This window comes from Acinetobacter sp. CFCC 10889, from assembly GCF_003268395.1.
GTDB lineage: Bacteria > Pseudomonadota > Gammaproteobacteria > Pseudomonadales > Moraxellaceae > Acinetobacter.
In genome coordinates this window covers 1-15,873 of sequence record NZ_LQXQ01000021.1, presented here as the reverse complement: position 1 = coordinate 15,873, position 15,873 = coordinate 1, and the positions used below count along the sequence as shown (strand labels likewise).

15 protein-coding genes are annotated in these 15,873 nt (G+C 38.0%); 6 read left to right on the top strand and 9 right to left on the bottom strand.

Annotated elements, in window-relative coordinates:
• Positions 1 to 46: 46 nt before the first annotated feature.
• Both hda and cxpE read right to left on the bottom strand, forming a co-directional pair.
• Positions 47 to 757, bottom strand: coding sequence for a DnaA regulatory inactivator Hda (gene hda, locus AVJ19_RS09695; protein ID WP_111859524.1), 711 nt, complete (start codon positions 755 to 757; stop codon positions 47 to 49).
• A gap of 16 nt (positions 758 to 773) precedes the next feature.
• Positions 774 to 1,973: a chloramphenicol efflux transporter CxpE gene (cxpE, locus tag AVJ19_RS09690; protein ID WP_111859523.1), complete on the bottom strand. Its 1,200-nt coding sequence runs from the start codon at positions 1,971 to 1,973 to the stop codon at positions 774 to 776.
• A gap of 135 nt (positions 1,974 to 2,108) precedes the next feature.
• Here cxpE and purM point away from each other — a divergent pair, with 135 nt between their 5' ends.
• From purM to AVJ19_RS09675, 3 genes are all read left to right on the top strand, one after another.
• Positions 2,109 to 3,179, top strand: a complete 1,071-nt coding sequence (purM, locus tag AVJ19_RS09685; protein ID WP_111859522.1) for a phosphoribosylformylglycinamidine cyclo-ligase — start codon at positions 2,109 to 2,111, stop codon at positions 3,177 to 3,179.
• A 22-nt stretch (positions 3,180 to 3,201) separates the two neighbouring features.
• Positions 3,202 to 3,834: a phosphoribosylglycinamide formyltransferase gene (gene purN, locus AVJ19_RS09680; RefSeq protein ID WP_111859521.1), complete on the top strand. Its 633-nt coding sequence runs from the start codon at positions 3,202 to 3,204 to the stop codon at positions 3,832 to 3,834.
• A 243-nt stretch (positions 3,835 to 4,077) separates the two neighbouring features.
• Positions 4,078 to 4,518: an META domain-containing protein gene (locus AVJ19_RS09675; protein WP_111859520.1), complete on the top strand. Its 441-nt coding sequence runs from the start codon at positions 4,078 to 4,080 to the stop codon at positions 4,516 to 4,518.
• An 80-nt stretch (positions 4,519 to 4,598) separates the two neighbouring features.
• Here the strand turns inward: AVJ19_RS09675 and AVJ19_RS09670 are convergent, their stop codons facing one another.
• Positions 4,599 to 5,414 (bottom strand): alpha/beta fold hydrolase, encoded by an 816-nt coding sequence (locus AVJ19_RS09670; protein ID WP_111859570.1) that lies wholly within the window; start codon positions 5,412 to 5,414, stop codon positions 4,599 to 4,601.
• 77 nt (positions 5,415 to 5,491) lie between these two features.
• Entirely contained in the window at positions 5,492 to 6,523 is a 1,032-nt protein-coding gene (gene sppA, locus AVJ19_RS09665) for a signal peptide peptidase SppA (RefSeq protein ID WP_111859519.1), read from the bottom strand.
• A gap of 135 nt (positions 6,524 to 6,658) precedes the next feature.
• On the opposite strand from sppA, the gene AVJ19_RS09660 reads away from it, so the two are divergent.
• Entirely contained in the window at positions 6,659 to 7,621 is a 963-nt protein-coding gene (locus tag AVJ19_RS09660; protein ID WP_111859518.1) for a lysophospholipid acyltransferase family protein, read from the top strand.
• Here AVJ19_RS09660 and AVJ19_RS09655 read toward each other — a convergent pair.
• From AVJ19_RS09655 to AVJ19_RS09645, 3 genes are all read right to left on the bottom strand, one after another.
• Positions 7,598 to 10,027 carry a DNA internalization-related competence protein ComEC/Rec2 gene (locus AVJ19_RS09655; protein ID WP_111859517.1) on the bottom strand — a complete coding sequence of 810 codons (2,430 nt, stop codon included), beginning with the start codon at positions 10,025 to 10,027 and terminating at the stop codon, positions 7,598 to 7,600. The genes AVJ19_RS09660 and AVJ19_RS09655 overlap by 24 nt on opposite strands.
• A gap of 116 nt (positions 10,028 to 10,143) precedes the next feature.
• On the bottom strand, positions 10,144 to 10,842 hold the full coding sequence (gene lolD, locus AVJ19_RS09650; RefSeq protein ID WP_111859516.1) for a lipoprotein-releasing ABC transporter ATP-binding protein LolD: 699 nt from the start codon (positions 10,840 to 10,842) through the stop codon (positions 10,144 to 10,146).
• Entirely contained in the window at positions 10,835 to 12,070 is a 1,236-nt protein-coding gene (locus AVJ19_RS09645; RefSeq protein WP_111859515.1) for a lipoprotein-releasing ABC transporter permease subunit, read from the bottom strand. Before AVJ19_RS09645 ends, lolD begins: the two co-directional genes overlap by 8 nt.
• A gap of 23 nt (positions 12,071 to 12,093) precedes the next feature.
• Here AVJ19_RS09645 and AVJ19_RS09640 point away from each other — a divergent pair, with 23 nt between their 5' ends.
• A complete protein-coding gene (locus AVJ19_RS09640; RefSeq protein ID WP_111859514.1) occupies positions 12,094 to 12,666 on the top strand; it encodes a PilZ domain-containing protein in 573 nt (190 codons plus the stop codon).
• Between the two features lie 10 nt (positions 12,667 to 12,676).
• Here the strand turns inward: AVJ19_RS09640 and AVJ19_RS09635 are convergent, their stop codons facing one another.
• Both AVJ19_RS09635 and AVJ19_RS09630 read right to left on the bottom strand, forming a co-directional pair.
• On the bottom strand, positions 12,677 to 13,591 hold the full coding sequence (locus AVJ19_RS09635) for a DMT family transporter (protein ID WP_111859513.1): 915 nt from the start codon (positions 13,589 to 13,591) through the stop codon (positions 12,677 to 12,679).
• Positions 13,592 to 13,600: 9 nt separating this feature from the next.
• On the bottom strand, positions 13,601 to 14,077 hold the full coding sequence (locus tag AVJ19_RS09630) for a YaiI/YqxD family protein (RefSeq protein WP_111859512.1): 477 nt from the start codon (positions 14,075 to 14,077) through the stop codon (positions 13,601 to 13,603).
• 278 nt (positions 14,078 to 14,355) lie between these two features.
• On the opposite strand from AVJ19_RS09630, the gene AVJ19_RS09625 reads away from it, so the two are divergent.
• Positions 14,356 to 15,789 (top strand): amino acid permease, encoded by a 1,434-nt coding sequence (locus AVJ19_RS09625; protein WP_111859511.1) that lies wholly within the window; start codon positions 14,356 to 14,358, stop codon positions 15,787 to 15,789.
• Positions 15,790 to 15,873: the final 84 nt, after the last annotated feature.

Below are 15,873 nucleotides of genomic sequence, written 5' to 3'. Positions count from 1 at the left end.
TTCCTTGTGCGTACTTTGTCACAGCTCAATAAAATTCTCAAGAATTTTATTGTGGACGGTACTCATCAATCAGTGCATAGATTTGTCTTAGTGTTGCATGAGAGAGTTTTACCCTCTCACCCTTCAATAATTTTTCTAAACGATCCACTGACTGCAACAGTGTACTCGTTTGATGCGAACCATGTAATAGCAGATATTCGGTTATTTGTGGGTCAAAATGTACACCCCGACGTTCTAGGACTGAATGTAACAATGCTTGACGATCTGCATATGAATGCCCATTCGGCACTTTTACACTGACAGCTTGGGTTAAACGTGATTGTAAATCAGGCAATTCGAGTTTGAGTTCTATCGGTGCAAAACGTGATGAAAACACCAGTTGACCACCATCTTCATTATTACTATTAATCAAATGAAATACTGCTTTTTGCCAATGCGGTACACCACTAATGGCTTCAATATCATCCAATGCAACCAAGTCATAATTTTCTAAAGAATTAATTGCTTCAATCGGTGCATCAAGTAATTCTAAAAGTGAAACTTTAATTGCTGACTTGCCTATTTCCAAATAAGAATCACAAATCGCTGAAAGTAGGTGGCTTTTTCCTGAACCTGCTCTACCATAAATATAAAAACGGTTCATTAAACCTGCGTGTAATTGTCTAACTGCATCAATTACAGGTCCCCAACCTGGACCAGAAAAATCACTGATTTTGGCATCCAGTTGTGGCTCTATATCCAACTGTAATTGACGCATATATCTTCACTGTTCCTTAAAGTGGATCATTATTAGGCTTTGTTTCGTCATTATCTTGCGGGTTTTTAATCTCAAGATCAAGATCGACTTGCGCACTTTCTATTGAAACTGTATGACTATTTCCATTATTTTCAACCACAACGGTTGCTGTTGGTGCTTGGTAAAGTGAACTTTGCTCATACCATTCTCGTGCATGTTTCAACAGTACAACAATAATTGCAGCAACAGGTAATGCGATCAGCATTCCCATGAAACCTGCCAATTGTGCGCCCGCTAAAACAGCAAAAACCACAGCTACAGGAGATAAACCAATTTTATCACCGAGTAAAAAGGGCTGAAGAATGTAACCTTCCATCAATTGCCCTACTAAAAATACAACACCAACTAGAGCAAAATGCGTCCAATCTAAACCAAATTGAAAAAATGCTGCAATCATGGCTGCAATAATGCCCACACCAAAACCCAAGTAAGGAATGATGCTACATAACCCCGCTACCATGCCAATGATCAAACCAACCTCTAAACCAATCAGTTGTAACCCTACCGCATAGATCACGCCAAGCAAGAACATCACAAGGAACTGCCCTTTCACAAAGGCACCTAAGACGCTATGACATTCACCCACAATTTTTAAAGTACTTGCTTCATAAGCACGAGGAATTAAATCTTTCATACTGGTCAGCATACGCTTCCAATCTAAAAGAAAATAAAATGCAATAATTGGAATAAGAACAATCGTACCACCAACAGAAATAAAGCTCAGCCCAGATTGTGCAATTTTAAGTGCCATCGCTTGGATACTGTCTGCACTGTAATTCGTCTGTACATACTCCATCACGACTTTGGAAATTTGATCAGTATCCAACTCCATCCGTTCGACATTAAAAGTCTGTGAAACCCATGGTAAAAATGTCGAATTTACCCAATGAATTCCACCTGGGATACTATCTCGTGCATAAATAAGCTGTTTCCAAACCAAAGGCACCACAAACCACATCGCCCATGTCAAAACCACACCAATTCCAATGAATACAACTGCAATTGCTAACCATCGTGGTAAAACTTTATCGAGCTTTTCAACAATAGGGCTAAATAAATATGCCAATAGAAAAGCGCCAATAAATGGCACGACCACAGGTTTGAGTAAATACAAGACCCATAGGATCAGTGCGATCCCAGCGAGGATAAAAATTCGTTTTAATGTCCGATCGTGCATACAATTATGCCTTTTTCAGGTTTATTCATTATAGAAAGTAAAATATTTCAATAAAGATAGCATTTTAGTACAGAAATAACATAAGAGTTTCGTATATTCGGGTATAATCGCCGCGCGAATGCGGAGACTTCAAATATGAGCAACTCAACTTCTACCCCAAACACTGGTTTAAGCTATAAAGACGCTGGTGTCGATATTGAAGCGGGCGACGCACTTGTCGATCGAATCAAATCTGTCGCTAAACGTACAACTCGTCCTGAAGTGATGGGTGGACTCGGTGGCTTCGGCGCACTTTGTAAAATTCCTAAAGGTTATGAAGAACCTGTTCTCGTATCTGGCACAGACGGTGTTGGTACAAAATTACGTTTAGCATTGAACTTAAACCGTCATGACACCATTGGTCAAGACTTGGTGGCAATGTGTGTAAACGACCTTCTAGTATGTGGTGCTGAACCATTATTCTTCCTTGATTACTACGCAACAGGTCATTTAAATGTAGATGTTGCTGCAAATGTAGTAACAGGGATCGGCAAAGGTTGTGAGCTTGCAGGCTGTGCATTGGTTGGTGGTGAAACTGCTGAAATGCCAGGCATGTATGAAGGCGAAGACTATGACTTAGCAGGTTTCTGTGTAGGTGTGGTTGAGCAAAGCAAAATTATTGATGGTACTAAAGTCAAAGCAGGTGACGTTTTGATTGGTGTAGCTTCTTCAGGTGCACACTCAAACGGTTACTCTTTACTTCGTAAAATTTTCGATGTAAAAAATGTTGATTTAACTCAAATCGTAGATGGTCGCCCACTTGCAGATGTTGCAATGGAACCTACACGTATTTATGTAAAATCAATTCTTGAATTGATTAAACAAGTTGATGTTCATGCTATGGCACATATCACGGGTGGTGGTCTACCTGGTAACTTACCACGTGTATTGCCAAATGGTGCACAAGCCGTGATCAATGAATCTTCTTGGGAATGGCCTGAATTGTTCAAACTTCTTCAAAAAGAAGGTGGTGTTGATCAATTCGAAATGTATCGCGCATTTAACTGTGGCGTAGGCATGGTGATTGCAGTTGATGCAGCAGATGCAGACAAAACTGTCGAGTTGTTAAACTCATTGGGTGAAAAATCTTGGAAAATTGGTTCAATCCAAGACAATGCTGAGTCTGTTGAAGGCGCTGACGAAAGAATTCGTGTGATTTTTGCCTAAGTCCAAAGCATAGTTAAGTCATATGATAAAAATTGCTGTACTGGTTTCAGGCAGTGGAAGCAACCTACAAGCCCTGATTGATGCAAATCTCTCAGGGTCGATTGTTGGGGTGATTTCCAACAAAGCTGAAGCGTATGCCTTGGAACGGGCAAAAAAAGCAGGAATTGACACTGCGATCATTGAACACAAACAATTTCCAAACCGTGAAGCGTTTGATGCGGTGATGCATCAACAATTGCTCGACTGGAATGTAGATTTAGTGATTCTCGCAGGCTTTATGCGTATTCTAAGTGCAGGCTTTGTCCAAAAATGGCAAGGGAAGATGGTGAATATTCACCCTTCTCTGTTACCACATTACAAAGGTATGCATACCCATCAACGTGTTTTAAACACGGGAGATGTATTGCATGGTTGTACTGTACATTATGTCACTGCGGAATTGGATGCAGGTCAAGCACTGACACAAGGCGTGGTTAAAGTCAATTTACACGATACCGTAGACACTTTGGCTGAACGTGTACATGCACTTGAACACTTGATTTATCCGCAAGCGGTTGAATGGATCTGTAATGGAACGATTCAACATTTGGATAATGGTCAAGTGCTGTATAAAGAGCAATTACTTGAACAACCAATCCAGTTTTGTAAATTTTAAAATATAATTGATCAATCAACGCATCTTCGGATGCGTTTTTTAACGTTTGGAAAATAAATATATATTTTAACTACATGAAAACAGTTCAAAAATAAAGCAATACTTATGCAAAAAAATGTTTAGGTCTGACTTGTTTGTGTTTTTTTAAGTTACTTAAACAAATTATTTAAAAATTCAAAAGTAAAATATACCTCTAATACATATTGATCTTTTTTTATTTCTGATAAAAGTGGAGAACTTTAAATGTTGAAATCTCTTATCCTCCCAACTTGTGCCGCTGTAACACTGTCTATGGTTGGCTGTGCTACCATGTCAAATCCATCTACTGAACGTAATCTAAATGAATTACAAAACAAAAACTGGGTTGTGAGTGAGATTAATGGTACCAAACTTGTTGCTGATCCAGCGCAGCAAGCAGATGTTCCTTCAATTCAGTTTGATAATGAGCGTGTAAGTGGTTCAGATGGTTGTAATCGTTTTATGGGTGGCTATGCAGTAAAAGGTACTGAAATTAAATTTTCACAACTTGCTTCAACACAAAAAGCATGTCTAAGTGCAACAGACATTTCACAGAAATATACTCAGGCACTTGGTCAAGTTACTCATTATGATGCTTCGAAAAAAGAATTGAAATTCTTAGATGCAAACAAAAAAGTCCTTGTTAAATTTCATGTTGTAAAATAATTTCAACCTGATATGTTCCATAAAAAGCAGCACATCAATGATGTGCTGCTTTTTTTTAAAAATGATTTTAAACACTAATTTTATGGCAACAAGATTAATTTTTTAATCAACTGTACCACTTCATTAGGGTGCTCCAATGGAAACATATGCCCACCAGCGGTTGATGTCATTGGAATTTTAAATTTTTTCTGAATCATTTGCGGAATTTTTTGTTTTAAAAATGGACTCGACTCTCCCACCACTAAATGTGTGGGTACAGGTGGTTTCGGCATGGGTAACCACATCGCATTGGAATTGGTTCTAAATATTGCTACTTCATCGTATTTGGAAATTGTCAGTTCCACGCCACCACGACTGGCATCTTCGGTCAAAGCATATTGAATATAATCATGAAAACACTGTGGATCAAAATGCTGATAAAAACCTTTAGCACCTAAAAGTTCTGCAGCCTGTTCACGGGATTCCCAATGATCACGGCGCTTAATACTCAAACCTGCTGGAGTAATTTTATCAATCATCGCAGGTTTAAACAGTTTCACCATTTGCATCACAAATGCAGCCTGACCAACAATCAAGGGAGGATCAAGCATAATCACCTGTTCAAACAATTCAGGACGTCGATAAGCTGCCTTAAAGGTCAACACACCACCCAATGAATGTCCGATACCAATCACTTTACGCCCTGCTGCTTGCTGTACAATACTATCGATCACCTGATCTGTGAGCGCATCCCAACCTTGCTGGATTGGATAACGTTTATCTGGACCAATCACAGGAACATAGATCACATCATATTGATCACTCAATAGATCAAATAATTTTGAATAAACCTTGGAAGGCACACCATTGGCATGTGCAAAATGAATTAATGGTTTGGACTGCTGAGAACTGTACATCATTTCGATTTCTACTTGTTTAAATAACGAAAAGACTTCTTTCCATACCACTTATAGAAAGAAGTCATAAAATTTACTTACTGCATTTTTACATCTTGGTTCGTATTGAGCTTTTGGCTCATTGCCTCAGCTACACCATGTCCCATTTCTGAACCTAAACGCCCTAGAACAGAATCAAAAGGACTACGTTCAACAGTATAATTCACTGTTTTTTTCATTTTTAATTCACGTTTAAGGGTTTCGATATTTCCTGCTTTATCTGCAATACCCAACTTAATCGCTTGCTCACCTGTCCAAAACAATCCAGAAAAAATTGCAGGGTCATTGGATTTTAATTTTTCACCACGACCTTGTTTTACTGCCGTAATAAAATGCGAATGTACATTGTCCAATAATGCTTGAATATGGGCTTTTTGCTCAGGATTAACAGGCTTAGTCATACTCAGAATGTCTTTATTTGCACCCGAAGTCATAGTACGGTCTTCGACACCTAACTTTTGTGCTAAACCACTCACACCATAATTTGGCATGATCACCCCAATCGACCCGACTAAGCTTGAAGGATTGACCCAAATTTCATCTGCTGCTGAAGCAATATAGTATGCACCTGAAGCACCCATATCACCAATCACAGCATAGACTTTCTTCTCAGGATGCTGTTGTTTTAAATAACGAATTTCTTGCCAAATATCATCAGACTGTACAGGAGAGCCGCCTGGAGAATTGACATTTAGTACCACTGCTTTAGCAGAACTCGCTTCAAAGGCTTTTTTCAATGATTTTATGGTATCAGTACTATTTACACCTTGATTGCTTGAATCAATCGTACCAATAATATTTACCACACCTAAATGTGACTCTGAAATTGAACCTGCTTCATCCCCTGTTGAACAGCTTTTTCCAAACAATAAAAAGCCAAGCAAAATAAAAATATATAAGAAAGTTAAAATTTTAAAAAATATTCCCCAACGGCGACTACGGCGCTGTTCTTGTACCGATGCCAAAACAACTTTTTCTAAAAGTTGCCATTCTTGACCTGTCGGTTGTTGTGGTGAGGAACTACCCAATTGAGTATTTTCATTATGTGGTTTTGGTGGCCAATCGGACATATATACTATCCAAATTAATTTTTAAGGCATCATTATATACAACTAATGCAGTTAAACTGTCTAAATCAACATAATTCACTTATAATAATTTTAAATTCACTAGCACTTTGGCTCAGTTTTAAATATAGATAAACGATGACGGAAAAGCAAAAATCTTCTACCACTCGACTACTTCACTTCTTTGGTCGCCAACCTATTCTTTTCTCTAGGTTCTATGCACGCCTTTTAGCGGGTATTGTGAATATCTTACATGTTTCCAAAACAGAAAAAACGATACGCCTAAATATCAAAATCTGCCTCCCCCATCTAAATAAAGCAGAGCGTGAACGTATTACCCGTGCTGCGATTCGTAATGAACTACAATCTTATATGGAATTTTTTAGCATTTGGGGTAGCCCAACTGAAAAAAATATTTCTAGACTACGAAAAATTCATGGCGAACATTATCTTCATGAAGCATTGGCAGAAGGTAAGGGTCTCGTTCTAATCGTACCGCATTTTGGGACATGGGAAATCATGAATTCATGGATTGCACAGCAAACCCAAATGACCATCATGTATAAACCGATTAAAAACCCTGATGCTGATGAGTTTGTTCGTGAAGCCCGCAGTCGTGATCAAGCCCACTTAGTACCAACGGATGAGTCTGGTGTGCGTCAAATTTTCAAAGCCTTAAAACAAGGTGGCACAACCGTTATTTTACCTGACCACACCCCGAATGTTGGTGGGGAAATGATTGGTTATTTTGGTGTACCTTTAGCTTCAAGTAATCTCAGTGCCAAACTGATTCAAAAAACCAAAGCAAGATCTTTACTCTTATATGCGATTCGTAATGAGTCCGATGATTTTGATATGTTCATTGAACCGATGGATGAACAGATTTATCAAGGTAGTGCCAATGATGGTACACGGGTGATTCACCAAACCATTGAACATTTGATCACTCGCTTTCCTGAGCATTATCATTGGAGTTATAAACGTTTCAAAGCCAACCCAGAGCTAGGAGACCTCTATACCTTGCCAAACGAACAAGCCATAGCAAAAATCAATGCCATTAAAGCAGAAAATCACAGCCTAGCGGACGAGCCACAACTTTGAGCTACGATAATGGGTCATTTGCATATTGTATTGATCATCAAGCTGAAACTGAATACTCCCTTGTTCAATCGTATTCACAACAGGTATATTGAGTGCTTTTAAACGAGCCAAGACAATTGGATGCGGATGCCCATAACGGTTGTCAAAACCCGCTGAGATCACCGCAAGTTTCGGCTTGAGTGTTTCTAAAAATGCATATGCTGAACTATGCTGACTTCCATGATGTCCTAAAACTAAGACATCTACTTTTAAGTTTGGATAATGTTGTAACAGATCAAATTCGGCTTCCCAACCTGCATCGCCCATGATCAAAATATTCTGATTATTTTTAGCATGTTGCACTTGAATATAGACAATACACGAAAGTTCATTTTGTTGCGATGCAACATTACTTAGGCTATTTTCAGAAGGTGCTAACACTTCTATTTTCACCTGATCATATTGCCAAACTTGTCCTGCATGACAATAGCTAAAATTTTCCTTTGCAAATCGTCCATCATTTTCATTCGACAAAACCTGTTTGACTTTAATTTCTTCTGCAATCGCAGGAAATGCGCCACTATGATCTTGGTCTAAATGCGACAAAATCACTTGATCAAGCTGATAAACACCTTGTTGCTTTAAATAGGGTACAACCACTTGTCGACCAATACTAAATTTTGCTTCATCGAATGATCCCCCTGTATCAATCATGATTTTCTGTTTAGGTAAATTCACAAAAATCGCTTGCCCTTGTGCAACATCTAACACCGTTAAAGTAAAATCAGACTGCTTTTGCTGTGGAAAAATCAAAGGAATACAGCATATAGCGACCCAAGCTTTGGACACCACCCCACGAGGTAAAAATAAGATAAAAATCGCCACTGCCAAACATATAATCATCAAAGGTGTAAAGGCAAACCACTGTAAATTATTAGAAAAAATCTGATCAAGAATATTTAAAATTTGTAGTAAAATAGATAAAATCAAATCTGCCACAACAAAGAATATTTTTCCTAAAGGCGTATAAAGCAAACTTAAACACGCACCAATAACTTCTAAAGGAACAATCACTGCCCCAATCAAAGGAATGGCAAACAAATTACTTAGCGGTGCAACCCAAGCCACTTTTTGAAAAATAAAAATCACCAAAGGAAATAAAGCAATAAAAACTTTCCACTGTGATTCAACCAAGACTTTCAGATAAAAGACGATTTTTTGTGAAAACGTTTGATACTCATGTGTTTGTTGTTGTAGTGTCTGATAAACACGAATTAAGATAAAACATGCGCCATAAGACAACCAAAATGCAGCAGATAAAATACTAAAAGGATCAATCCATAATAAAATACAGGCACTCAGCAATAACATTTTCAAGGCAGAAAGCGACTGCCTAAACCAAATCAAAGCACCACATAAACTGACTGTCAACAAAGTGCGTAATGCAGGAATTTCAAAGCCAACAAATGCCGTATACAGTGCAACACATGCTAAAAATGGCAAAATCAATAGATATGGTCGAGGTATTTTAAGGTAAAAATGGGGACAAAATTTTTGAATACCACGCTGAAAGACAAAACAAAATAGCATCGCAAAAATCAGTACGTGTGGTCCTGAAATGGCTAATAAATGCGAAATTCCCAGACGTTGAAATAAATTTTGTGTATCACTTGAAAGTAAGCTTTCATCCCCTGTCAAAAGCGCCAAAAGCAAACCCTTTTGCTGCAAAGTGCTATTTTCAATGATCTTTCGAAATGATAATCGTTGTGTTTCGATGCCTAATCGAAATCCAGACCACCACGAACTATTTTTCTGCACAAAATTAGCATAACCTAATGCAGAAACTTGATGAGCATCAATGGGCTGAATAAATTGAGCATTCAAACTGCCCATGATGTTTTCTTGTAAAAACCAACGCTCTTTATCAAAAGCACCTGCAACTGCATAACTATGCGCAGGTTTTAATTTCCCTGAAATTTCATAATACTGACCAAGTTCTAATGGCATCTGTCCTTGTTTTAAATAAACACTAATTTTGATCGGTTGAATTGTCGCATTGACCAACCATGCATTCTGCTTTATTCGTACTTGCTGGTCAGCATCCATCGACACTTGACTCATTTTATCAACATAAATCAATGCTGAGACATTTGAAACCTCTTGGACACGTAATTTTAAACGTTGCTCCAAAGCATGGTCAGCATAAAACCAAGCCGCAATAAATGTACTCAGCCCTAAACTTAAATGTAATAGTATTTTGCTAATAGTAAAGTGTGATAACGTCCATTTTAAAATAGCTGAAAGAGCAATCAGTACAATGCAAATTAGACTGAAAAATAAGACAATATTTAATTGATTTGGAATGGCACTCCCCATACAACTAATGCCAATGATCCAACTTAAACTCAGTAAATAGACATACCACATCGTTATTATTTTTTTCTTCATATTTTGAAAGAATTAAAGCCCAATAAATGGGCTTTAACAAGGTGATTGATCGGATTTATAATTTTATTTTAAATATAAATTTAAAAAAACTAACATCAATCATTCACCCATAAACCATCTTGCATATGCAGCACTTTGTCCGCAGATTTTGCCAATTGTTCATCATGGGTTACGATCAACATTGCCATATTTAACTCATGACGCAGATCACGTAACAATTCAAAAATCGTCATCGCAGTTTTACGGTCTAAATTACCTGTCGGTTCATCAGCGAGCATCAATTTTGGTTGTGTCACCAAAGCACGTGCTAAAGCCACACGTTGACGTTCACCACCTGACAACTCACCAGGTTTATGAGTCAAACGATGGCTTAAACCAACACGATTGAGTAAGTATTCTGCACGTTCTTTCACTTTTTTAAATTCAGCATCCTTACGCAACATCAATGGCATTGCGACATTTTCCAATGCTGAAAACTCTGGCAATAAATGGTGAAATTGATAGACAAAACCTAAATGTTCATTACGTAAAAAGCCACGTTCTGCCTCACCAAGATTATCAAAACGTCGCCCATTTAAATTTACAATACCTTGTGATGGACGATCTAAGCCCCCTAAAATATGCAATAAAGTGCTTTTACCTGAACCACTTGACCCAACAATAGAAACAAATTCCCCTTGATGTACTTGTAAAGACAAACCTTTGATCACATCAACTGTCGATTTACCATCAGTAAATGATTTAGAAATCTCTTCAGCTTCAAGCACGACTTGACTATGTGCTGCATTATTCATAACGCAGTGCCTCCGCAGGTTGAATTTTCGCAGCACGTAAAGCAGGATAAATCGTAGCAATAAAGCTCAGTACCAATGAAACACCAACGATTAACAATACATCTTGCCAGCGCAAATAGGATGGTAAGTAATTAATAAAGTAAGCATCAAATAAATGCCAACCAAATAATTTACTGAGCCAGTCAATGAAGCTACTAATTCCTAATGCTGAAATCACGCCTAATACAGCACCTGACAAAGTACCAATAACACCAATCACCGTACCTTGCACCATAAAGATTCGTGTAATTGTTGCAGGTGATGCACCAAGTGTACGTAAAATTGCAATGTCGGATTTTTTATCCGTCACCACCATCACCAAAGATGACACAATATTAAATGCTGCCACCAAAACGATCAGGAACAATAATAGACTGACCATGGCTTTTTCCATTTGAATGGCACTAAACAAATTTCCATGTGTATAAGTCCAGTCAGATGCATAAAAACCATTTGGTAAATCTTGTACGATTTCATTAGCAACTTGTGGTGCAAGGAAAATATTGTCCAACTTCATCCGTACACCTTGTGCACCGTCAGGTAAACGTAGCAAAGTAGAAGCATCATTTAAGGCAATATAGCCCAGACTTGAATCCACTTCCGCACCAATACTAAAAATCCCGACAATTTTAAAACGTTTAAAACGTGGTACAACGCCCGCAGGTGAAGGTGTCGCTTCAGGAAGAACAAGCGTGATACTGTCATTTAAGCTCAAACCTAACGCATCGGTCATTTGCTTACCAAGAACAATACCAAACTCACCTTTTTTCAGTTGATCAATACTACCCTCAACCATGTGGTTCTGAATAATCGAAACATTTTTTTCGTATTTTGGCTCGATTCCACTGACCATGATCCCTGCAACACGCCCTTGTGCGGTTAGCATCCCTTGCAATTGTGTAAACGGTGCTACTCCAGTAACATGTTCATGTTTCTCAATTTTCTTTGCAAGTGTGGACCAGTCTGTTAAAATCTGTGTAGATGAAACAGTGGCTTGTGGCACCATGCCTAAAACACGATTTTTCAGTTCACGGTCAAAGCCGTTCATCACAGATAAAACTGTAATAAGAACAGCAACGCCAAGGGTTAGACCGATCATCGACACCAAGGCAATAAAAGAAATAAAGTGATTACTACGCCGTGCGCGAGTATATCTCAACCCTATATACAGCGAGATTGGTTTAAACATACCATCAAAGTCCGAGGTGTTTTATGGAAACGTTACAGCATCAAACCGAAGCCAACGAGCGTCGTGTCATGTCTCGAATCGATGCTGCTCTAAGAATCAACTATCAGATTATTTCTGATCATGTCGCCCTTAACGATCCATATGATCCAAATTTTGTATTGCCGCGCTATTTTCTACTACTTGCAGAATTAGATCAATTTGACCATGCACTTCAATACGAATTAGACCAATTAAATGAAAAAGATCAACAAATTGCTCGAATCTTATCCTTATTCAACCAAAAATTAAACCTCATTACAGGCTCTCTATACGATTCAATTGTACAAACCATGTTACCAACACCGCAAAATGTGAATTTTTCCGAGAGTGGCTTTAGTTTTTTTAGTAAACAAAATATCAAAGAAGGTACATATATTCATGTCACCTTAAGCCATGCTGAAAACTTTTTTCACATTGCAGCCACAGCACAAATTGCCTATTCAGAATGTATTGCTGGAGAGCAAGAATACTACCGTATAGGAGCGTATTTTGTGACATTACATCCACAAGACAAAGTTAAACTGACGGAATGTGTAGAATCTTGCATATCCGAATAAAACCTATATTTTATGATGATGACTTTATTTTATGAGCAAGTTCACGACTTGCTTTTAAATCTTTAAAGAAATATAAGAACAGACCAAATAACAACACACTTGCACCGACAAAAACCATTAAAGATAAGCTTTCATTATTTAAAAATGCACCAAATAACATCGCTAGCATTGGTGTCATCACAGTCGTTAACGATAACGTTGTGGCTTTGATATTTTGTACCAATTTGAAATAACAGAACATCGCTATCAAAGATGCCATGACAACCGTATAAAGTAGTGCAAATAAAGACTTAGCTTCGGGAATATGATCAGGAGCATATTGCCAAATAAACGGTACAATACACATCGCCATCAAGGTAGAAACTAAAATTGATCCTGTTGCTTGTGCCATCGGTTCAACAGTTGCATTAACTTTTTTTACCCAAAAAATAGAAAGTGCATAGGTAAATACACTCATCATCATCAGTGCAATTCCGATCGGATGTACATGCTGTGTTGCTCCACCACTAGTGCAGATAATCGCCAACCCACAAACAGAAACGCACATGCCAACCCACTGTAAAGTTTGCAATTTCTGTTGAAAACCAAAGCGACCAATCAAACCCGCCATAATGGGTGCTAAACCAAACATTAAGGCAATAATCCCTGAACTCAAATAACTGGTTGCTGCATAAGTAAAAATTTGCGAGCCAATCAAACTAAATGAGCCTGCAAAATAGCTATGCAAAGCAATTTTATTGACAGGAAATTTGATTTTTAAAATTAACAGTAGTAACACAGCTATTGGCAAAGCAATCAAAAAGCGGATCACCAAAGCCCACATCAGATGAATGTCTTGCACACTCCATACAATTGCTAGAGGTGTACTCGCCCAAATGAAAACCAATAAAACATAGGTCATCACGATGTTGTTTTTCGATGGCATCGAACTGTCCTACTGTTGTGCTGCAGTTTTACGTTTTTGCTTTAAAATGGTTTGATCCAAACTATTTGAAAATTCACGTTTATCACGCTCAGAAATCGGTGGTGGGCCACCTGTTTGCACTCCTGCACCACGTAATGTATCCATAAAATCACGCAAATGTAGACGTGCTTTTACATTGGCATCGGTATAGACCTCACCACGTGGGTGAATGGCTATCCCGCCTTTTTCAATCACTTGGGCAGCAAGAGGAATATCTTGAGTGATCACAATGTCATTCATTTGCATACGATCAACGATTTCTTGATCGGCTTGATCAGCACCACTGAGTGCTTGAATAGAATTAATGCGTATAGATGGCGTAATACCCACAGGTTGATTGGCAACAAAAGTGACTTCAAGTTGATAACGATCCGAAGCACGAATAATCACTTCACGCAATATTTTTGGTAAGGCATCGGCATCGACCCAAAGTTTAAATGGCAGCACAAAACATCTCTCTCAATAGTATTCGTTTGATTGTAGCAAAACTTTGTTAGAGAATTATGATAACAATAGGCTTTTTTAACTTTTATTTTTATAAATTTTCCCAAGCTCATTCTCATATAATGCAATTAAATTCACTTATTTTTGAAATAAAAATCCTTATTTTCCATAAATTAAAAAATGCTTAGACTAATTTCCCTGTTTATTTTAATGTTACTGTTTTGTGAATTTTCATGTTTTATCCTAAAATACGTTTTTAAAAATCTCACTTAACATAAATTATGCAATCTCCTATCCCTCACTCTCAGCAAGTGCATGCTGAGGGACAACCTATTTCTTTAAAAAGAGCCATGTCTCGCCGTCATCTCATTATGTTGTCCTTGGGTGGAGCGATTGGTACTGGTTTGTTTTTAAGCTCCGGTGCTGTGATTCAACAAGCTGGTCCACTGGGCGCAGTTATTTCATACATCATTGGTGGTTTGATCGCCTATATGGTGATGTTGTGCTTAGGAGAACTTGCTGTTAATCAACCCGTAACTGGTTCTTTTGGGGCTTTCGCTGCCAATAATATCGGTCCAGGCACAGGTTATATGGTGTCATGGATGTATTGGTTGGGGTGGTCAGCAACGCTCGGGACTGAATTCACTGCAGCAGCATTGTTAATGCAAGAATGGTTTCCGAGTATTTCTGTTTGGATTTGGACACTAATTTTTATCTGTGGTGTTTTATTTTCTAACCTCTATTCCACACGTTTTTTTGCTGAATCCGAGTTTTGGTTGTCATTTATCAAAGTTGCAACTGTTGCTATTTTCATTTTGGTTGGTTTAGCTGCCATCTTTGGTGTTATTTCTTTTGCGGGTTATGAGTCTGCACCATTATTCAGTAATTTAACTGAACATGGTTGGTTGCCAAATGGTTTATTCCCGATTTTCGCCACTATGCTTATTGTTAATTTTGCCTTTAACGGGACTGAAATGATCGGAATTGCAGCAGGTGAAACTGAGAATCCTGAGAAAAATGTACCCAAAGCCATTCATGCTGCAGTATGGCGTTTGATGATTTTCTTCGTGGGCACAATCATTGTCATCAGTTCGTTATTGCCTTACCAAGATGCAGGCTTAAATGCAGGACATGGTGATGGTTTAAGTAGCAGTCCCTTTGTGACAGTATTTAACCATATCGGAATTCCATATGCTGAAGATATTATGCGTTTCGTCATTATTACGGCTTTACTTTCAACCGCAAACTCAGGTTTATATGCTGCTTCCCGTATGATGTGGGCACTTTCAATACAAAAACAATTGCCAAAAATCTTCTCTAAACTGACCAAATCAGGTACACCAGTCATTGCGATTTTAGTCACCATGATTGGTGGTTTACCTGGTTTACTTTCAGAACAATTTGGTGCGGACGTTATTTTTAAAAATCTACTTGGTGTTGCAGCATTTACCATGGTGATTGTATGGATGAGTATTTGTTGGAGTCAATTTAACTTCCGTCGTAAATGGTTGCGTGATGGTCACACCTTAGCAGAATTAAAGTTTAAAACTCCTTGGTATCCTGTAGTGCCTATTTTAGGTTTCATCACCTGTACTATTACAGGTTTAAGTATGGCTGCTGATCCTGAAATGCTGTCAGGTTTTATTGGTTGTTTATTGTTTATGGCTGCATGTTATGCGAGTTACTACTGGCTATATCACAATAAAAAATCATAATAAAATTTATTTTTCAGGTGAATATTCTCAAAATATTCACCTTTTTTATGTGCTATCTCAAAATAAAAATATTCGGTGGTGTAT